Consider the following 18,481-nt stretch of genomic DNA (forward strand, 5'->3'; position numbering starts at 1 on the left):
ATTTTGATTTGGCCTGCCGGGTGGTTCTCGGCAGGTTTTTAATATTTGTGGGTGTCAGGGGTTTTGGTTTGTTCCGTATTTTTCTAAGTGACGGAATTATTGGCGGAATCGAAAGATTAATGTTGAAAACTCGAAGAATAATGGTTAAAACTAAAAGATTATAGGCCCAAACTCGAAGATTTTCGAGTGAAACTAAAAGACTTTTTTCTAACCTCATACAAACAACTCTTGAACTCATAGATTTTGACCGCGTATAATCTATTTCTCCAACAAAGCCTGCCCATCTCCCTTTAATTTACTACATGAACCTAGGATTCCCGACACTTTTACCCTTAAAACCATTCCGCCAATTGGAAATATCTTAAACACCCTCCCAAACGACATACCGCCTGTCGAATTATGCTATGATAGGATAAACCAATGTGGCGAAATCACAACAGGAGTGATTATCTTGAACCTATTTCTGACAGGCTCGACAGGTTTCCTTGGCGGGAAACTTATCAAGAACCTTTTACAGGATAAACAGAACGAAGTCTATATTTTAGTAAGGAATGTAGAAAAGGCGGAGACCCTCAGAGACTCATTTGCATCAGCCGACCAGCAGCGGATCCATATCTACCAAGGGGACATTACTTACCCTAAGGGAGGGTTGTCGGATGAAGATATCGAGTGGCTTACAAATAAAATAGATGCCGTCTACCATTTAGCAGCTCTCGTAAAATTCGATCTTAATTTAAGGGACGAATTGTTTGCAGCAAACTACGACGGAACAAAACATATACTCGAATTGGCATCCATCATGCAAGTCAAAAAGTTCTACTATGTTAGCACGGCATACACAGTAGGAACGTTGACTCATGGGATGGAAGAGCTGTACCCAACAAACAGACGCTTCAACAACCCTTACGAGGAGAGCAAAGTGAAATCTGAACATCTAGTATTCTCGTACAGAGACAAAATGGATATTTCCATATTCAGACCGGCCATCATTGTCGGCGATTCAAAGACAGGGGAAGCCGATTCGCAGTTTACCCTGTACGGATTCATGCGTGCCCTCGCTGTCTTTAAACGTAAATCAGCTCGGAAAAATGACAACAACCGAACATATAGGCTGCTGGCTGCCAAGAACGGAACGTCCAACCTGGTGCCGGTCGATTATGTTGCCGACATTCTCAGCCTGGCACCTCAGAAAGCAGAAGCGGATAAAATTTATCACATTACAAATCCGAACCCTCCGACAAACTTTGATTTGTTGGAAATGCTAAAAGAAGCATTGGAATTCCACAGCTTGTCTGTTGTGGAAAGTTCGGATGAGCAGCTTGATGTAGAAGAAGTGAAATTGAACAGTTTGATTGATGTTTTTAAAGTCTATCTTGAGGGGAACCTTTCATTTGAAGACAGGAATACGCAAGAGCTTATTCGGGGGACAAATATTTCTCATTTAGATATGTCTGAAGATACGATTGAAATGATAATCAAGGCTGGTTATAAAACAAAAGAGGTAATATAGAGAACAAGAGGCTGAGATTAGTTGTTTTGGTCTATGTAACCCGAACTGATTTGCATTTTATGAGGCAAATCAGTTCGGGTTTTAGTTTTGTTAAGTATACAAATAGATTTTGACTCTTACCAGCGGTTGATTGGAGTGCAAGACGAAGACTCCTGCGGGAAGAGTAGCTAATGTGAGACCCCGCAGGAGTGAAAGCGACGAGGAGGCTCACAAGCTACCCGCGGAAAGCGAAGTCTTGCACGGAAATCAATAGCGGTAATTAAGCTCCTATACTTCAATTATTCGTCTTATGTGAGTATTGTTAGCTTTGTCTCAGCCCTTTATTCTGAAAGAGAAATCACCACATATTTTGCAGTCTCTTTAAATGGAAGCTTTCTTCCTTTCATTTGTGTTTTACCACAACATTTAATAAGATAAATCATGAACCATTCCCTCAATTTTCTTGCCTCCAAAAAATTAACAAACTAGCGAAAACCACGATGAAATATGGTACTATAAGAAAATGTAAAGAGAGAAATTCCTAACATTAAAATACATAGAGTAAGGAGAATGATCATGAGTAAAACACTTATTTTCGGTCACAAAAATCCTGATACGGATACAATCACGTCAGCACTAGTGTATGCTGATTTAAAATCAAAAATCGGTATGGACGTGGAGCCTGTCCGTTTGGGAGAAGTGAACGGTGAAACACAATACGCGCTGGATTATTTCAAGGTAGAAGCGCCTCGTTTGGTAGAAACAGTGGCAAACGAAACGGACACAGTCATCCTTGTCGACCACAACGAGCGTCAGCAAAGTGCAGATGATATCGAAAAAGTACGTGTTCTTGAGGTTATCGACCACCACCGTATCGCAAACTTTGAAACAGCGGATCCTTTATACTACCGCGCAGAGCCGGTTGGATGTACGGCAACGATTTTAAACAAAATCTATAAGGAAAAAGGTGTGGAAGTAACGAAGGAAATGGCCGGATTAATGCTATCAGCAATCATCTCGGACTCCTTGTTATTCAAATCACCCACTTGCACAGACGAAGACGTGGCAGCAGCGAATGAATTGTCTGAAATCGCTGGCGTAGACGCTCAGGAATACGGTCTTGAAATGCTGAAAGCAGGAGCGGATACGAGCTCGAAATCGATCGCTGAGCTTGTGACCCTTGATGCGAAAGAATTCTCAATGGGTACGGCGAAAGTGGAAGTCGCTCAAGTGAACGTGGTAGACACGAATGATGTTCTTGGACGCCAGGCTGAAATCGAAGCGGCGATGGAAACATTGATCAAAGAAAAAGGATTGGACCTTTTCCTATTGGTCGTGACAGACATCCTTGAAAACGACTCGACTGCACTTGCGCTTGGAAGCAAGCAGGCTGAAGTTGAGAAGGCATTCAATGTGAAGCTTGAGAACAACACAGCAGTGTTGAAGGGTGTAGTTTCTCGTAAGAAGCAAATCGTACCTGTTTTGACGGATGCGATCAAGTAATAAAGGTATGAAGGGAAGCGGTCTTAGGGCTGCTTCTTTTTTATTTGAATAGTTCTCATTAGTAATGCGTATTGAAGGGTGCCAGGCACAAAACGGCCTTATTGTTCCTGGCACAAAACTCTTAAAATGTTCCTGGCACAAAAACGCATAATTGTTCCTGGCACAATCCCAAGTAAAAAACCATAAGAAAGAGGGCTCAACATGAACCTTAAACGAATCCATCACATCGCCATCATCTGTTCAGACTATGAAAAATCAAAAGAGTTCTATGTTAACAAGCTGGGGCTCCAACCATTAAGAGAAGTCTACAGAGAAGAAAGACAATCATACAAACTGGACCTTGCTTTAAATGGTGAGTATGTCATTGAACTTTTTTCATTTCCGGATGCACCTGCGCGTCCAAGTTATCCGGAAGCAAAAGGGCTTCGCCACTTGGCATTTGAAGTAGAAAATATAGAAGAATCGGTGGTTGAACTTAATAAGCATGGGATTGTTCCTGAAGAAATCAGATTGGATCCTCATACACAAAAGCGATTTACCTTTTTTGAAGATCCGGATGGATTGCCATTGGAGTTATATGAAAGATAGAGTTTAATAAAATAAAAAGAGCACTTCCCACAAAGAGAAGTGCCGTCAACAGGTATTGTAATTTGTCGTTAGGTATATTAAATCATAGATGGAAAATGTGTGTATTTCCGTTCTGGGGCTATAATGTGGACTTATCCGGGCAGAACCTAATGAGATGAACGTATTTCTTAGAAAATATTAAAATATTAATATTCAAGTTGCTATCCCAAACTCCCCTAAGCTCTCCAAACCAACCATCACACAAAAAAGAGCACTCCCCATAAAGAGAAGTGCCGTCAACAGGTATTGTAATTTGTCGTTAGATTTATTAAACCATATACCAAACATTCGTGTAATTTCAGTCTCGGGCCATTCTCATGTAGAAATACCGGGAAAATTGAAGTTTTTTAAACGTTATCTGTTAAAATATAAATATATTAATATTTGGCTATAGGAGGGATGAATGTGGATTACTCGGCAATTGGGACAAAGATCAGAGAGCTTAGAAAAGAGATTGGATTGACGCAAGGGGAGTTGGCAGAAGACATATGCACCCAGGCGTTGATCAGCCGTATTGAAAAAGGAGACATCTATCCAAGTGCCGCATCCCTCTATCAGATCTCGAAAAAATTAGGGGTTGATGTGAACTATTTCTTTGAAATTGGATCAACTCCCAGATTGGATTATGTCAAAGAGGTTGAACGGCAGTTGCGGAAACTGAGGATTAAGTTGAAATACAACGAGATGATGGATGTAATCAAAGTGGAAGAGAGCAACCCTCTTTTTTATAAGGACTCTACCAATCTGCAGCTTCTTTATTGGCATAAAAGTATTTATTTATTCGAAGTTCAAAAAGATCATAAGAAAGCCATTGAAATTCTAAAGGAAGCCTTTCATCTTACTGCTTCCCCCAAAAAAGTACTGACGGAGAGAGAGATAGAAATCCTCATGACTCTGGGGGTCTTTGAGTTTAACTTAGGAAATCATGAACAATCGATGGAGTACTATGCTCAAGTCAAAAGTGCTTTAAATACTCTTGAGCATCTCAATGACAAGTCGATAAAAACAAGGCTTCTATACAATATCGCCAGAAGCTTAACCCGTTTAGGAAACTACAAAGAGTCCACCGGATATTGCGAACAAGCCATAAAATGGTGTGTGGAAGAGGAGCATCTCTGGGGACTTGGAGAACTTTACTATCACATAGGACATAATTATGAGCAGGAAGGCAAACTGGAAGAGGCATTGCCATATATAGAAAAGTCGATGATCATATTTGAAATGCGCAATAATAACAGCTACCATTCCTATCTTTTGAAGAAAAAAGAACAGATCATCGCTAAAAGAAAAGAAAGAAACAGAAATAAAAAAGAGCACTCTCCTTAAGGAAAGTGCCATCAACAGGTATTGTAATTTGTCGTTGATTCTATTAAAACATATAGTGAAAAAACATGTATTTGAACTCTGAGGTCCTGACAAGTAATGATAGCTTGTTTTTGTGAAAAATCATGCCGATTTCTGATAAAATATAAATATATTAATATTTCGTAATTCAAGTATGCAAAAGGACGGTGAGCAATTGGACTACTCCTTGATAGGCAAGAAAATCAAAGAACTCCGTAAGATTGTCGGCTTGACTCAAGGGGAGCTGGCAGACGGAATATGTACCCAGGCCTTGATCAGCAGGATTGAAAAAGGGGACATATACCCGAGTGCCACTGCTCTTTATCAAATTTCCAAAAAACTTGGTGTGGACGTCAACTACTTCTTTGAGATCGGTACGACTCCTAGGCTTGATTACATACAGGAAGTGGAGCGTCAATTACGGAAGCTGCGCATCAGGCTTAAGTATGAAGAGATGATGGAGATGGTAAAAGCGGAAGAAAAGAATCCTATCTTTTTCAAAGACAATCAAAACCTGCAACTTCTCCTTTGGCATAAGGGAATCTACATGTTTGAAATCGAAAAAAAGAGGGAGGATGCAATCGCTACTTTTTATAAAGCCTTCCATCTCACTTATGATAGTAAAAAAGCATTGTCCGAAAGGGAAATGGAAATTCTCTTGAGTATCGGCGCCCTTGAGTTCACAGGCGAAAATTATGATAAATCTTTAGACATTTACAACGAAGTCAGACAGGGCTTGAGAATGTTTACTAAACTGAACGATAAGTCGATCAAAACACGGATGCTTTATAATATCGCCAGAGTCTTGACGCGGTTAGGAAAACGCCAGGAATCCATCGAGCGGTGTGAAGAAGCCATCAGGTGGTGTCTGGAAGAGGAAAATCTGTACGGATTGGGACAATTGCACTACCATATCGGCTATAATCATGAGTTGGAAGGATCTTATGATAAAGCACTGGACTATATAGAGAAGTCCATCCTGATTTTCGATATGCTCCAGGACGACAAGTATCTATCCTATCTGATGAAGAAAAAGGAAGAAATCCTATCCAAGCAGGAAAACCTTAAAGAAGGGACCATACAATGAATACAACGACCTACTCACTATCGGAGCGATATGAAGTCGCATTCAATCAAATTCATGAGGCGTTGAAAAAGCAGGTGAAATCAAGGTCTGATAAATTCACCAGCCTCGTACACTCGGGACGGCATCACCGGGTCATCAGTACGTACCAGGATGAACTCTTTCAATATGCTAAACTGCGAAATGCACTGGTTCATGAAAAAACGGAATTAGGTTACTACATTGCCGAACCGCATAAGGAAGTAGTCGAGAGAATCGAAAAGATTGCACGTGTTCTTACCAATCCCAATTATGCTTTGACCATAGCAACAAAAGACATCATCTTCTTCCAGCTGGAAGACAGTATCGAAGACGTCATCAATGGTATCAGAACATATAATTATTCTCAGTACCCTGTTTATCAGGATGGGGTCTGCATGGGTTTAATGACCGCAAAAGGAATTGTAAAGTGGCTGGCAGAACGGATGATGGGGAGTATTGTAGACCTGGCCCATGTGAAAATTAAAGACGTTTTTCAACATGAGAAAGAACATCCATTAGCTTTTACGGCCAAATCGTCTACCATATTCGATGTGGAAGAATTATTTGAGCGTTATCATCAGCGTAAAGTTGATCTTGAAGCGGTCATCATAACGGAAAATGGACGGAAAGATGAGGTGCCGCTTGGAATCGTAACGGCGTGGGACCTGATTGAAATTGACTATGCAGCAGACTAGCTTGAAGCCTTCATGTAAGATCATGAAGGCTTTTCTCATTTAATCCCCTTGAAAATCACATACAGGGAGGCAGGCTTTCATAATAATGGTTGTATAGGGTTCAGACAGGGGTGAAAGGATGAGGAGACGAAAAAATCCAGTTCCTCTTTTACTTATTGGCGTCGTCGGGGGTATTCTCCTTTTTCTTTTCGTAAGCGTGCTCGGAAGTGGAGGAGGGGCATCCCCGGAGCAAGTCATTCAGGAATTTTATGAATATGAACAGAAAGGCGACTTCGGGAATTCATGGGAACTTTTTCATTCTGAAATGAAGAAAAAGTTCGGGAAATCTTCCTATATTCAAACAAAGAATCATGTGTTCCTCGGTCACATGGGTGTGGATACCTTCGAAGTGGAGGTGGGGGAGATTGAGGAAGTGAAGAACTTTGAGTTCAGTAAGGATGGTCCGACCTTCAAGGACGTGAGGTCAGCCGATGTGGATTTGCTGTTTGAAAGCCAGTTTGGAGAGATGACGATCAGTCAGATTTGCTATGTTGCCCAGGAAAAAGGTGAATGGAAAATTTTGTGGAACTATGATTTTTAATTTTCAGGTTTTAGAAAGAAAAGTCGGGGTATTTAGAAACTAATTAACCATTCTAAAAAGGAGGGCTAGGCTGTGTCCCTACTATACGTGAAGGCTCGAGAAATGATGGAATTCGATGCAAAAGTCCAGCAGTCTCAGAACACGAATATCCGCCTGTTCCGTAAACCAAAGCCAGCACCTGTTCAGAAAAACAGATAAACACCTCCCATCTTCCATTCCGGCAGTCTAATTATTGATTAGGCTGTTTTTTTATTTATAAAAAGGTGATTTCTATTGTTAAATAGAAGGTTAGTATAGCGAATGGAGATGATGAAAATGTATGAAGATACGGAAATCCGCGTTGTCATCGGAGCAGGGGAATATTCGAATAACCCGACCTGGATGCAGACACAGGAAAATGATCTTAACCTGTTGAATCAAGGGGATTGGGACGCCTTGTTTTCTGAGAACAGCATCAAAGCAATCTTGGCAGAGCATGTGTGGGAGCATTTGACCTATGAAGAAGGCGTACAGGCTGCCCGGAACTGTTATACCTATCTGAAATCAGGGGGATATGTACGATGTGCGGTACCCGATGGGAATTTCCCTGATAAAGTATATCAGCAGATGGTACAGGTCGGAGGGCCGGGTCCAGAAGATCATCCCGCTGCCAGTCATAGAATCGTACATACTTATCAAACCCTTACCAAGATATTTGAAGAGGCTGGATTCGAGGTTCGCCTTCTTGAATATTGTAATGATGCGGGGGAGTTCGTTTTCAATGAATGGGATGAGGAAGAAGGATATATCTATCGTTCCAAGCGTTTTGACCACCGGAATTCAAATGGAGAGTTAAGGTTTGTGTCTCTTATTGTTGATGCAGTGAAGTCATAAAAAAATCAGGGGCCTGTTATAGGGAACCCTGATTTTTAAATTTACTCCAAATCTTCACCGATGATCCGGACTTCTCGCTCAAGTTCCACATCAAACTTCTCTTTCACCGTTTTCTGCACGTGCTCAATCAAGGAGATATAGTCTTTTGCGGTTGCATTATCCTTGTTGACAATGAACCCGGCATGCTTTGTTGAAACCTCGGCACCGCCAAAGTTCGTTCCCTGCAGCTCGCTGTCCTGGATCAGTTTACCTGCAAAGTAACCGGGAGGGCGTTTGAATACACTTCCGCATGATGGGAATTCAAGCGGCTGCTTGGATTCTCTTTTATACGTCAGGTCGTCCATTACTGCTTTGATATCCTCGTATTCACCCGGCTTCAAGCTGAAAGTTGCCTCAAGGACGATATCGCCATTTTCCGAGATGTTGCTGTGGCGGTAATCAAGTTCAAGGTCAGCAGCCGTACGTTTGACGAGTTCACCATGACGGTCGACCACATAGCAATAATCCAGTACATCCTTGATTTCCCCGCCGTAAGCACCAGCATTCATGAACAGGGCACCACCGACAGTTCCTGGAATCCCGCAGGCAAATTCAAGTCCGGACAGGCGTTCTGCCAGTGCACGCCTTGATACATCGATGATCGCTGCCCCGCTTTGCGCCACGATCTGCTGGTCGTTTGTTTTAATATCATCAAAGTTCTTCAGATGAAGAACGATGCCGCGGATACCGCCGTCTTTCACAATCAGGTTTGACCCGTTTCCAAGCAGAGTGAACGGTACGTCCACCTTATTGGAAAGCTTCACGATGTTCTGTACTTCCTCATAGGTTGTCGGGGTCAGGAAGAAATCCGCTTTTCCGCCGAGCTTTGTATAGAGGTGGTCCCTCAGCATCTCATCGCGCTTGATGTTCTCTGTATGCATCACATTCAATAATTCTTTATAAACATTTTCTTTATTGTACATTCATGATCAGTCCCATAAAATATTTTTCTCTGGTTATAAATTCTACCCTCCCATTATATGATGAAAACCCATGAAAGTTAAATGGTTTCCGTTGACAGTTTAAAAACCACCCCGAAGGTAGGATGTTCATTTATAGTCCGTCAGAAAAATAATAAGCCTCATTGATGAGGTGTCTAAAGGAAGTATTGCCGTCAAAGAATCTCGATTTCAGCCCTTTATCAGCTTCCGGGTCCTTCCCGTTTCGGGTAATCGCAATCCCGCTTATAGATTGGAAGGCTGCTCCGTGGCTGAAATAGATCACATCCCGATCTGCTATGATGATAGAGTAAACTCCGCCGGATTCCCTTAAACGATCCATCTTGTCAGTTGCCCTCTCAGATAAAAAGGGCTTTAGTTTTTCCTGGTCATATGTATGTGTGGAGAATTCAGCTCCAACGTTAATCTTCCCATTATCCACTGCCTTGAACAAGGCATCGGAAACAATATTATAGTCGGTTTTATGGAAAATGAATGTTGTCTCCTGGTTTAAACCGATCAAAAATAGGATTGGAGTAATAAAACAAAAAATGGTGGTCCGCAATAGCTTTTTTCCAATCCCATTCTTTGCCACACTCAAAATAAAGAGCCATATGGTGGATAATCCAAGAATGCCGAGGGCTGGAAGCATGAGCAAAAACGTTAAAAAGAAGTCCCCGACAGCCAGTTTTGCATACAGCAGCAGGAAGGTTCCGCTCATGTAAAGAAGAAGGGGTACTTTGATTCTTTTCCAGTCGTTCTTTCCGTTAAGTAAAAACGAGATATATCCAAGGAGCAGTGTTGTGAACAAGATCAATACTACAATCATGTTTCTACCTCTCTCATATAATGTAGTGTTTTTTCCAGTTTAACAGTTTTACAGGAGACAAATGTAAAAAGAACCCCCACTCAGGAGGTTCTAAGACTTTACTTGATGAAATTGAACGTCTGTGCAATCGATGAAATGAAGTTCGTCAAAAAGTTTCCTTTAGACTCCTTCTTTTCCTGTCCGGGATTCGTTGCATCACTCTGCTTGAACTTGATTGAATACTTGGCGAATCCGCTGTCTTCGGTGCGGATGTACTCGTATGTTCTTGAATCATGGAGGTATTTCTGAGCTTCAGGAGAAGTCTCGAATACGACATTGACATCCCCTTTGATTGCAGCGAAATTCCAGTTGCCGTCTGCTTCAGGGTTGATTGTCCCTTTTTCCATGATGTAATCGATGATGACATTGCGGTTCTCATCCGGTGATTGGATGATGATGTTCGATCCGTCGATGCCAGGGAAGTGTCCGCCGCCGCTTGCACGGTAATTATTCGTTGCCACGATGAACTTTTGATCCGGATCGATTGGCTGACCATTGTACTTAAGATTTTTGATTCTGTGGGAATCCTCATTGAACAGTTTGCCGTCTGTTCCGTAACGAACAGGTTTTGTCACATCGATTTCATACGTGACACCGTCAATCACGTCAAAGTTATAGGAACGGAAATTTCCATTCACAAGGGACTGCTCTTCAGAAGTTGCTGTATCGATCTGGTTGAATTGTCCGGCCGACATCTCCAGCCATTCTTTCACTTGTGTCCCATCAATTAATACAGCCTGAAGGGTATTAGGGTACAAATAAAGGTCGGCAACGTTTTTGATTGCAAGCTCGCCTGCGGGGATGTCTGTGTAATAGGAAGCGTCCCCACGTGTTCCTGCTTTGAACGGTGCGCCTGCGGATAATACCGGAAGCCCTTCGTATTCAGTGCCCTTGATGTATTTTTCCACATACCATTTTTGTGCGTTCGTCACGATCTGAATGGAAGGATCATCTTTAACCTGTGCAAAATAGCTGTTGATCGGAGCGGTTGTTTCACCGACTGCACTTCTGACCCAGTCTACTGTGTGGTTATGGTCTTCCTCGATAGCTCCGAAAACTTCTTCATCGCGTTCAACTAATGGGTTACCGTCCTTATCCGCGATAGCCCGCGTGGAAGATTGGGAATTGACAACTGACCACTCTCCGTCTTTCAGTTCCAGCTCCAGGTCGACAAGACCAAGGTGGCTTCCCCAGTAACCTGGCATAACGGAAGCGACACCATTGATCGTTCCTTTGTTTACGTCTACCCCTTCGATGCCAGCATACGATTCAGAAGGGAAGACCCCGTGGGAATGACCGAACAGGATGGCGTCGATCCCTTCCACTTTTGACAGGGAATAAGTAGCATTCTCTTCGATACCTTCATCAGTTACATTTCCTATTCCGGAGTGAGGAATGGCGACAATGATATCGGCACCTTTTTCTTTCATCTCAGGAACGAATTTATTTGCTGATTCCACGATATCTTTTGCAATCACTTTTCCTTCAAGGTTCGCTTTATCCCACTGCATGATCTGTGGAGGGGTGAACCCGATGACACCGACCTTAAGGGTATGTTTTTCCCCGTCTTCATCGACTACTTCACGGTCAAGAATTTCATAAGGTGTAAAGTAATTCTCATCGTCACTCGGATCGCTATTTCCGTCATCTTTATAAACATTGGCGTTTACATATGGAAAACCAGAGCCTTTTAAAGAAGTTTGAAGAAAATCCAGTCCATAGTTGAACTCGTGGTTTCCGATGTTCGCTGCATCATAATCAAGCAGATTCATCGCTTTATATACCGGGTGAGTCTCACCGTCTTGCAGCGGATCCACTTTTGCCACGTAATCCCCCAGTGGGTTCCCTTGAATCAGGTCGCCGTTATCGAATAACAGGCTGTTATTTACTTCTTCACGCGCGTTTTTTATAAGAGTGGCTGTTTTGACAAGTCCATAGCTGTTTGTTTCTTTATCTTGATAATAATCATAGTTGGCAAGGTTTACGTGTATATCCGTTGTTTCCAAAATACGAAGCTTCACCAAGTCCTGATCCATGACATCAGCGTACGTAATGGAAGGAGCGGCTTGAGGGATGAGAAGTCCTAGAGCTAAAGCAGTACCAACGACTTTTTTCTTATTCAACAGTATCTCCCCTAAAATATGTATTTTATTGCAAACACTTACATAGTAGCACTTAATTGTAAAAATAGAATGGTTGAAAAGTAGTGTTTTTTTGAATAGTGTAATAGTTTGTAAAGGAAAGCAATGTGCTAAATAGGGGACTACCTTTTCATGTAAAAATAAGTTAGGATTGAACGTATAAAAACATCTGTTATAACATCTTTTTATCTATTAAATTGCACAACTCCTTCATATAGTATAAGAGGGGAGAGGAGGAAACGAAATGGCTCGCTTGTATATGGCCCTGATCGGGTTAAGTCTGATCTGGGGAATGTCCTTTGTCTTCATAAAGTGGTTGATCGAGCCGGCAGGCGTATGGGGAACGACATTTCTGCGCTGCATCGCCGGGGCTCTTGTGCTGCTGCCGATCTTTTTCATTCAAAGACGCAAAGGGGAGAAGAAACCGCTGCCGATATGGAAGCTGATTGTTGTCGGCATCGGGAACGCGGCTCTACCCTGGACCCTGATTGCATTAAGTGAAACACAGATTAATAGTAATACAGCCTCTATTCTGAACGCGACGACTCCAATATGGACGGGGCTCATTGGCTTTTTACTGTTTTCAGTCGTGCTGACAAGCTTTCAGTGGATCGGGATCTTGGTTGGTTTCATTGGAATTTTAGTATTGATGAATTTTGAAGTGAGCGGGATTTTCAGTTCTGACTTTGTCGGAGTGGGTACGATGATCCTTGCGACTGTGAGCTATGCGTTTTCTTCTCAATTTACGAAAAAATATCTGGCAGGAACGAGTGTCGTCACCATTTCGACGTTTCAACTGTTGATTGGTGCAGCAATCGGCTTTATAGGAATGCTGGTGACTCAGCCAATTGAAGTTGGAAGCCTGTTTACTGGTGAAGCTTTACTTGGAATCATCGGTCTTGGCTGTTTCGGATCTGGAATTGCGACGCTGCTTTACTTTTATATCATGACAAATGGAAGCCCGGAATTTGCCTCCACGGTCACCTACTTGATTCCGGGGACTGCAATGATTTGGGGATTTGTGCTGCTCGGAGAACCGGTTACGCATAATTTGATTCTTGGTCTTTTGATCATTTTTGCGGGGGTATTTTTGTCTTCGAGAAAGTCTAAAAAGGCGCTTGCTTCCCTTACCGTAGGGACCAGGTGAGAATTTAAACAAACGTTTGATTAAGATTTGGGAGCCCAGTGCTGACAGGGTTTCCTGTACTTAAACAAACGTTTGTTTTATTTTTGGGGAAGTGATTTTTCAGGTGAAGTGGTGCAATCGAAAGAACTTTCATATAAAATGAGAAAGATACATAGGTTAGAGTAGACAAGTTATCAGCAGGGTCTGATGAGGTGCCGGATGCTGATTGAATTTAAAATAAAGAAGTAGAGGGGTAACAATTATGAAAACGGCAATTGTAACGGATAGTACAGCCTACATCCCGAAAGAATTGCGCGAGTCTTTAAACATACACATGATCCCGCTGAGCGTCATCCTTGGCGGGGAGACATACCGTGAAGAAATCGATATTACTGCCAATGAATTCTATGAAGAGGTTGTCAGTCAGGACAAGCTGCCGACCACATCCCAGCCGCCGGTCGGTGAATTTGTGGAGCTGTTTGAAAAACTGGCGCGTGACTACGATGCGGTCGTGTCTATTCACTTATCCAGCGGCATCAGCGGCACCTACCAGGGAGCGGTGCAGGCAGGAGAAATGGTTGAGGGAATCAAGGTCTATCCATATGATTCGGAAATCAGCTGCATGATACAGGGATTCTATGCTCTCGAGGGTGCCAAGCTTGCCCGTGAAGGAAAAGGTGCAGAAGATATCGTCAGGTTGCTGGATGAAATGAAGCGGTCGGTTCAGGCATACTTCATGGTTGATGATTTGGCTCATCTGCAACGCGGCGGTCGTCTATCACAGGCGCAGGCAATCATCGGAAGCTTACTGCAGGTAAAGCCTTTGCTGCATTTTGTTGATAAAGTCATCGTGCCATTTGAGAAAATCCGAACTCGCAAGAAGGCATTGAAGCGGGTGGAAGGATTGTTGGAAGAGGCAGTGAAGGACGGCGGTTCTTATCAAGCTTCGATTATCCATGCTAATCGTGAAGATGAAGCGGTGGTGTGGATGAAGGAGTTATCTGAGAAGTATCCGAATGTGGAGTTTGATGTGAGTTATTTTGGCCCGGTGATCGGTACTCATTTGGGTGAAGGCTCGATGGGGATGGGCTGGGCTAGGAAGATTAGTGGATAATGGTTGGGAGGTCAGGTGCTGGTTTGGTGCCTGGCTTTTTTTGTGGGAAAATTTGGACTTGAGTTGAGATGAGGTGATTTAGATTGTGCCAGGAACAATGTGGCCTTAATGTGCCAGGAACAAATAAGTAGATTTGTGCCAGGTACAATCGGGCTTGTTTGTGCCAGGAACAAATAAGTAGAATTGTGCCTGGCACAGGTTTATTATGTGAAATGCAGGAAAATGAAAAAGTTTGTCGAATATATTTTATGAATTCAATAATAAATAGAAAGGAAGATTCAATGGGAAGAGAACCTCGAGTTTGGTTCCCTGGTGCGGTTTTTCATATTACTGCCAGGGGGAACAGGAAAAATAATATTTTTAGGGACAGCAAGGATTACCACCATTATTTATCACTTCTATTAAAAGCTAAGCTTCGAACCCCTTTCATCTTACACTCGTTTTGCCTCATGCCTAACCATATCCACTTAGTGATCGAAACCATCAACCATTCCCCAACCGAGATCATCCATTATATTCACTCCATTTATGCAAGGTATTTCAATAGAAAGTACAACTATATTGGTCATGTATTTCAGGGGCGCTACTACTCCAAGATGATAAAAAACATGAAACAGCTGTTGGATACGTGTAGTTATATCCACTTGAATCCAGTTAAATCACGTAGCTCAAAGTTGCCAGAGGATTACCGGTGGAGTAATTACAAGTCCTATGTCAATATGGTTAACGACAAAATAACGGATAAAGAAAAAATTTATCAAGCATTGGGTGATAACCCCCAACAAAAATATCAATTCTATGTAGAATCAAAATTGAGGGTAAAGGATTGGGAGAGACCGACTTAAACTTTCTTTGAATCACCTGGTGCCAGGCACAGGAGACCCTTTTTGTTCCTGGCACAATAAGACCGGTTTGTGCCAGGAACAAATCACTATTATTGTGCCTGGCACCGCCTGTCAACATAATCCACAAATCATTAAACAGATCCTAAGGAGGTCTATAATTGAGATTTGAACTATCAAACACCCACCTAACCCCGGAACAACTACTAACCAATCAACCAGCAACTCTCCAAAAAATATCCGAAATCACCCTACCGCCAGCAACACTACCAAACCCATCATTCAACTACTCCACCGATCTTCAACACTACCTTTCAGGTCGATCCCTCCTCCTAGACGAACTCCCTTTCTCGCTACAAATCCTCCAAGAACATCAACTAAACGGCTATCTCGCTTACGGCAAAGGAGTCGACAACAACCACTGCAACCGCTGCGGCAACACAAAAAAACACCTGTTTTCCACATTCAAATGCTTCCGCTGCAAGGAACCCTGTACCTACTGTCGAAACTGCATCATGATGGGAAGAGTGTCCGAGTGCACACCACTAATAACCTGGAGCGGACCATCGCCAACCAATCACAACCAGCCGATTTTCGACTGGCAGGGTACTCTCTCCCCAGCTCAGCAGGAAGCCTTCAATAGAGTAGTAGAAACCGTGCGAAAGAATGACAATCTACTAGTCTGGGCAGTCTGCGGAGCCGGGAAAACAGAAGTCCTTTTCGAAGGCATTCATGAAGCTCTCACTCAAAACAAACGGGTCTGCATCGCCGCACCCAGGACCGACGTCATCCTAGAGCTCTCACCAAGACTCCAAAAAGTTTTTCCTCAAACACCAATCACCACCCTTTACGGAGGGTCCGAAGACCGCCACAATTACGGCCAGCTTGTCCTTTCAACGACCCACCAGCTATACAGATACCAGCATGCGTTTGACTTCATAATCATTGATGAAGTAGATGCCTTTCCTTATTCCTATGACACGTCTCTTCAATACGCAGTAGAGAAAGCACGTAAACCCGAGTCGGCCATCGTCTATTTAACAGCCACTCCTGACTCAAAGACCCAGAAAAAGTGCTCATCAGGAAAACAAAATCATATCCGAATCCCCGCCCGTTATCATCGCCACCCAATCCCTGCTCCTCGCTTAGCCTGGTGCGGCAATTGGGAAAAATCATTTGAGAAGAACAAAATTCCCGCAGCACTTAAAAAATGGACCCTTCAAAGACTCCAGCAAAACAAACAGGCACTCATCTTCTTCCCATCAGTAAAAGCCATGGAAAAGGCTCTGCCGCTGTTCCGGGAACTCAACCCGGCAATAGAATCCGTCCACTCAGAAGATCCAGGCAGAAAGGATAAAGTCCAAAACATGAGAAACAATGAAACACCGATTCTTCTTACCACCACTATTTTAGAAAGAGGCGTCACAATCCCAAATATCGATGTTGCTGTATTAGGGGCTGAAGATAAGATTTTCACCGAAAGTGCACTTGTTCAAATTGCCGGAAGGGCGGGAAGAAGTGCCGATTATCCAAAGGGTGATGTCGTATATTTTCACCATGGCCGGACAAGGGAAATGATTAATGCGATCCTTCACATCTTTTTTATGAACAAGGAAGCCATGAAGCGAGAATTGATCGATGGCTGATTTCTGTCTTTATTGTGTGAACCCCATCAAAGAAGTGATTTCATGGAAAGGATTGTTTTACAACGAACCTGAGTATCTTTGTGAGCAATGTCTAAAGGGACTTCAAGCAATTTCAGGACAAAGGTGTTTGCATTGCTCACGCTCGTTTGAGAATCTAGCCAGTGAGCTAGTAAAAGGGGATATTTGTCTGGACTGCTACCGATGGGAGAAAGATCCGAAGTGGAAAGGCATACTTGAAAGTAACACCTCCCTCTTTGAATACAATGACTTTCTGAAAGAATACCTTGCCCGCTACAAATACAGGGGTGATTATGCTTTAGCAAAAGCATTCGCGCTTCAAATCGCAAACTGTCTTAAGGGGATGCATTATCACCACATCGCCACGATTCCCCTGAGCCAGGAAAGACACTATGAAAGAGGATTCAACCAATCGACGGCACTTTTAGAAGCTGCAGGCATAGCGGCATCTCCTTTACTAACAAGGATCCACTCTGAAAAACAGTCGAAAAAATCACGCCAGGAACGATTGGAGCAAAAACAAGTTTTTATATTACCAAAAGCAGATCTCAAAGGCCAATCCATTCTTCTCTTCGATGACATCTATACAACCGGAACGACGTTAAGACAAGCCGCCAAATTGTTAAAAGAAGCCGGGGCACATGAAGTCTCCTCTTTAACTCTTGCCAGGGGTTAAAAGTTCGCGTGTTTTCTCCGATATAAGGGATAACAATGAGTACCGCCCAGGAGGAAGATCAAGATGTCAGAAGTTATGAACTGTCCACGCTGTAATGCGCTGTTTATGAAAAATAAATTCAGGGACGTATGTGATAAATGTTTTAGAGAAGATGAGAAAATGTATGAGACGGTGTACCAATTTTTAAAGAAAAGGGAGAACCGTGCTGCGACGATGGAGACGGTCATTAACCAAACGGGTGTGGAGGAAGAACTTCTTTATAAATGGGTAAAGAAGGGACGAATTCAGACGAAAATGTTCCCTAACTTGGGTTATCCATGTGATAAATGCGGGAAGATTATCACTAGCGGCAAGCTTTGTCAGGGATGTACGGATGGCTTGAAAAAGGACTTGCAGCAGTATGAGGCGAATAGTGAATGGAAAGAAAAGATGAAGGAGCAGCGAACGTATTATACGACGCGTGACAAGTGAACCAGAAGAGAATTAGGAAGAACTAACCAGTGAAGATCACTAAACAATGCAGCATTCTATCCGATATACTTATATAGAGACACTTTGAACGTGATGAAAGCGAGGGAAACAATATGAAAATCAATAATATTGGGAACCAGAATATCAATCCGTATCAGCGCAGCCTGAATAAGTTAGGTTCAGCAGCGAAATCCGGGAAAACACCTTCTGATAAAATCGAGATTTCTTCCACTGCAAAAGAAATGCAGGAAGTCTCGAAAATGACGAAAGAACGCCAGGCAAAAGTGGAAGCACTGAAGGATCAGGTACAGAGCGGGAATTACACAATCGATCCGAAAGCCATTGCCAAAGGATTAAAGAATTTCTATCAAAGCTAGGAGAGAGCA

19 protein-coding genes are annotated in these 18,481 nt (G+C 42.7%); 16 read left to right on the forward strand and 3 right to left on the reverse strand.

Features of this window, described 5'->3' with window-relative positions; translation table 11 throughout:
- The first annotated feature begins 451 nt into the window (after positions 1-451).
- The 9 genes from HWX64_RS14325 (at position 452) to HWX64_RS14360 (ending at position 8,216) form a co-directional block, all read left to right on the forward strand.
- Positions 452-1,510, forward strand: coding sequence for an SDR family oxidoreductase (locus tag HWX64_RS14325; RefSeq protein WP_175990219.1), 1,059 nt, complete (start codon positions 452-454; stop codon positions 1,508-1,510).
- A gap of 555 nt (positions 1,511-2,065) precedes the next feature.
- Complete coding sequence (locus HWX64_RS14330) at positions 2,066-2,992, forward strand: manganese-dependent inorganic pyrophosphatase (protein ID WP_175990220.1); 927 nt, start codon at positions 2,066-2,068, stop codon at positions 2,990-2,992.
- A gap of 201 nt (positions 2,993-3,193) precedes the next feature.
- Positions 3,194-3,580 carry a VOC family protein gene (locus tag HWX64_RS14335; protein WP_175990221.1) on the forward strand — a complete coding sequence of 129 codons (387 nt, stop codon included), beginning with the start codon at positions 3,194-3,196 and terminating at the stop codon, positions 3,578-3,580.
- A 444-nt stretch (positions 3,581-4,024) separates the two neighbouring features.
- Entirely contained in the window at positions 4,025-4,945 is a 921-nt protein-coding gene (locus HWX64_RS14340) for a helix-turn-helix domain-containing protein (protein ID WP_175990222.1), read from the forward strand.
- Between the two features lie 193 nt (positions 4,946-5,138).
- A complete protein-coding gene (locus HWX64_RS14345) occupies positions 5,139-6,050 on the forward strand; it encodes a helix-turn-helix domain-containing protein (RefSeq protein ID WP_175990223.1) in 912 nt (303 codons plus the stop codon).
- Positions 6,047-6,763, forward strand: coding sequence for a CBS domain-containing protein (locus tag HWX64_RS14350; protein WP_175990224.1), 717 nt, complete (start codon positions 6,047-6,049; stop codon positions 6,761-6,763). Before HWX64_RS14345 ends, HWX64_RS14350 begins: the two co-directional genes overlap by 4 nt.
- 118 nt (positions 6,764-6,881) lie before the next feature.
- Positions 6,882-7,343: a hypothetical protein gene (locus tag HWX64_RS14355; RefSeq protein ID WP_175990225.1), complete on the forward strand. Its 462-nt coding sequence runs from the start codon at positions 6,882-6,884 to the stop codon at positions 7,341-7,343.
- Between the two features lie 72 nt (positions 7,344-7,415).
- Positions 7,416-7,541 (forward strand): hypothetical protein, encoded by a 126-nt coding sequence (locus tag HWX64_RS22125; RefSeq protein WP_303049487.1) that lies wholly within the window; start codon positions 7,416-7,418, stop codon positions 7,539-7,541.
- Positions 7,542-7,652: 111 nt separating this feature from the next.
- A complete protein-coding gene (locus tag HWX64_RS14360; protein WP_175990739.1) occupies positions 7,653-8,216 on the forward strand; it encodes a methyltransferase domain-containing protein in 564 nt (187 codons plus the stop codon).
- A gap of 41 nt (positions 8,217-8,257) precedes the next feature.
- On the opposite strand, the gene murB is transcribed toward HWX64_RS14360, so the two are convergent.
- The 3 genes from murB to HWX64_RS14375 form a co-directional block, all read right to left on the reverse strand.
- Entirely contained in the window at positions 8,258-9,178 is a 921-nt protein-coding gene (gene murB / locus HWX64_RS14365; RefSeq protein WP_175990226.1) for a UDP-N-acetylmuramate dehydrogenase, read from the reverse strand.
- A 130-nt stretch (positions 9,179-9,308) separates the two neighbouring features.
- Positions 9,309-10,022, reverse strand: coding sequence for a hypothetical protein (locus HWX64_RS14370; RefSeq protein WP_175990227.1), 714 nt, complete (start codon positions 10,020-10,022; stop codon positions 9,309-9,311).
- 98 nt (positions 10,023-10,120) lie between these two features.
- A complete protein-coding gene (locus tag HWX64_RS14375) occupies positions 10,121-12,136 on the reverse strand; it encodes a bifunctional 2',3'-cyclic-nucleotide 2'-phosphodiesterase/3'-nucleotidase (RefSeq protein ID WP_254871195.1) in 2,016 nt (671 codons plus the stop codon).
- A 310-nt stretch (positions 12,137-12,446) separates the two neighbouring features.
- Between HWX64_RS14375 and HWX64_RS14380 the strand changes: the two genes are divergently transcribed.
- The 7 genes from HWX64_RS14380 to flgM all read left to right on the forward strand — a co-directional run bounded on the left by HWX64_RS14380 (position 12,447) and on the right by flgM (position 18,472).
- Complete coding sequence (locus HWX64_RS14380; protein WP_175990228.1) at positions 12,447-13,349, forward strand: DMT family transporter; 903 nt, start codon at positions 12,447-12,449, stop codon at positions 13,347-13,349.
- Positions 13,350-13,590: 241 nt separating this feature from the next.
- Entirely contained in the window at positions 13,591-14,442 is an 852-nt protein-coding gene (locus tag HWX64_RS14385) for a DegV family protein (RefSeq protein WP_175990229.1), read from the forward strand.
- Between the two features lie 281 nt (positions 14,443-14,723).
- Positions 14,724-15,287, forward strand: coding sequence for a transposase (locus HWX64_RS22210; protein WP_175990230.1), 564 nt, complete (start codon positions 14,724-14,726; stop codon positions 15,285-15,287).
- Positions 15,288-15,799: 512 nt separating this feature from the next.
- Positions 15,800-16,930, forward strand: coding sequence for a DEAD/DEAH box helicase (locus HWX64_RS14395; RefSeq protein WP_254871158.1), 1,131 nt, complete (start codon positions 15,800-15,802; stop codon positions 16,928-16,930).
- Positions 16,923-17,624: a ComF family protein gene (locus tag HWX64_RS14400; protein ID WP_175990231.1), complete on the forward strand. Its 702-nt coding sequence runs from the start codon at positions 16,923-16,925 to the stop codon at positions 17,622-17,624. The genes HWX64_RS14395 and HWX64_RS14400 overlap by 8 nt, the downstream gene beginning before the upstream one ends.
- A 63-nt stretch (positions 17,625-17,687) precedes the next feature.
- Entirely contained in the window at positions 17,688-18,095 is a 408-nt protein-coding gene (locus tag HWX64_RS14405) for a TIGR03826 family flagellar region protein (protein ID WP_175990232.1), read from the forward strand.
- 113 nt (positions 18,096-18,208) lie between these two features.
- Complete coding sequence (gene flgM / locus HWX64_RS14410) at positions 18,209-18,472, forward strand: flagellar biosynthesis anti-sigma factor FlgM (RefSeq protein ID WP_175990233.1); 264 nt, start codon at positions 18,209-18,211, stop codon at positions 18,470-18,472.
- The last annotated feature ends 9 nt before the right edge of the window (positions 18,473-18,481 follow it).

It is taken from the genome of Bacillus sp. Marseille-Q1617 (assembly GCF_903645295.1).
Classification (GTDB): domain Bacteria; phylum Bacillota; class Bacilli; order Bacillales; family Bacillaceae_B; genus Rossellomorea.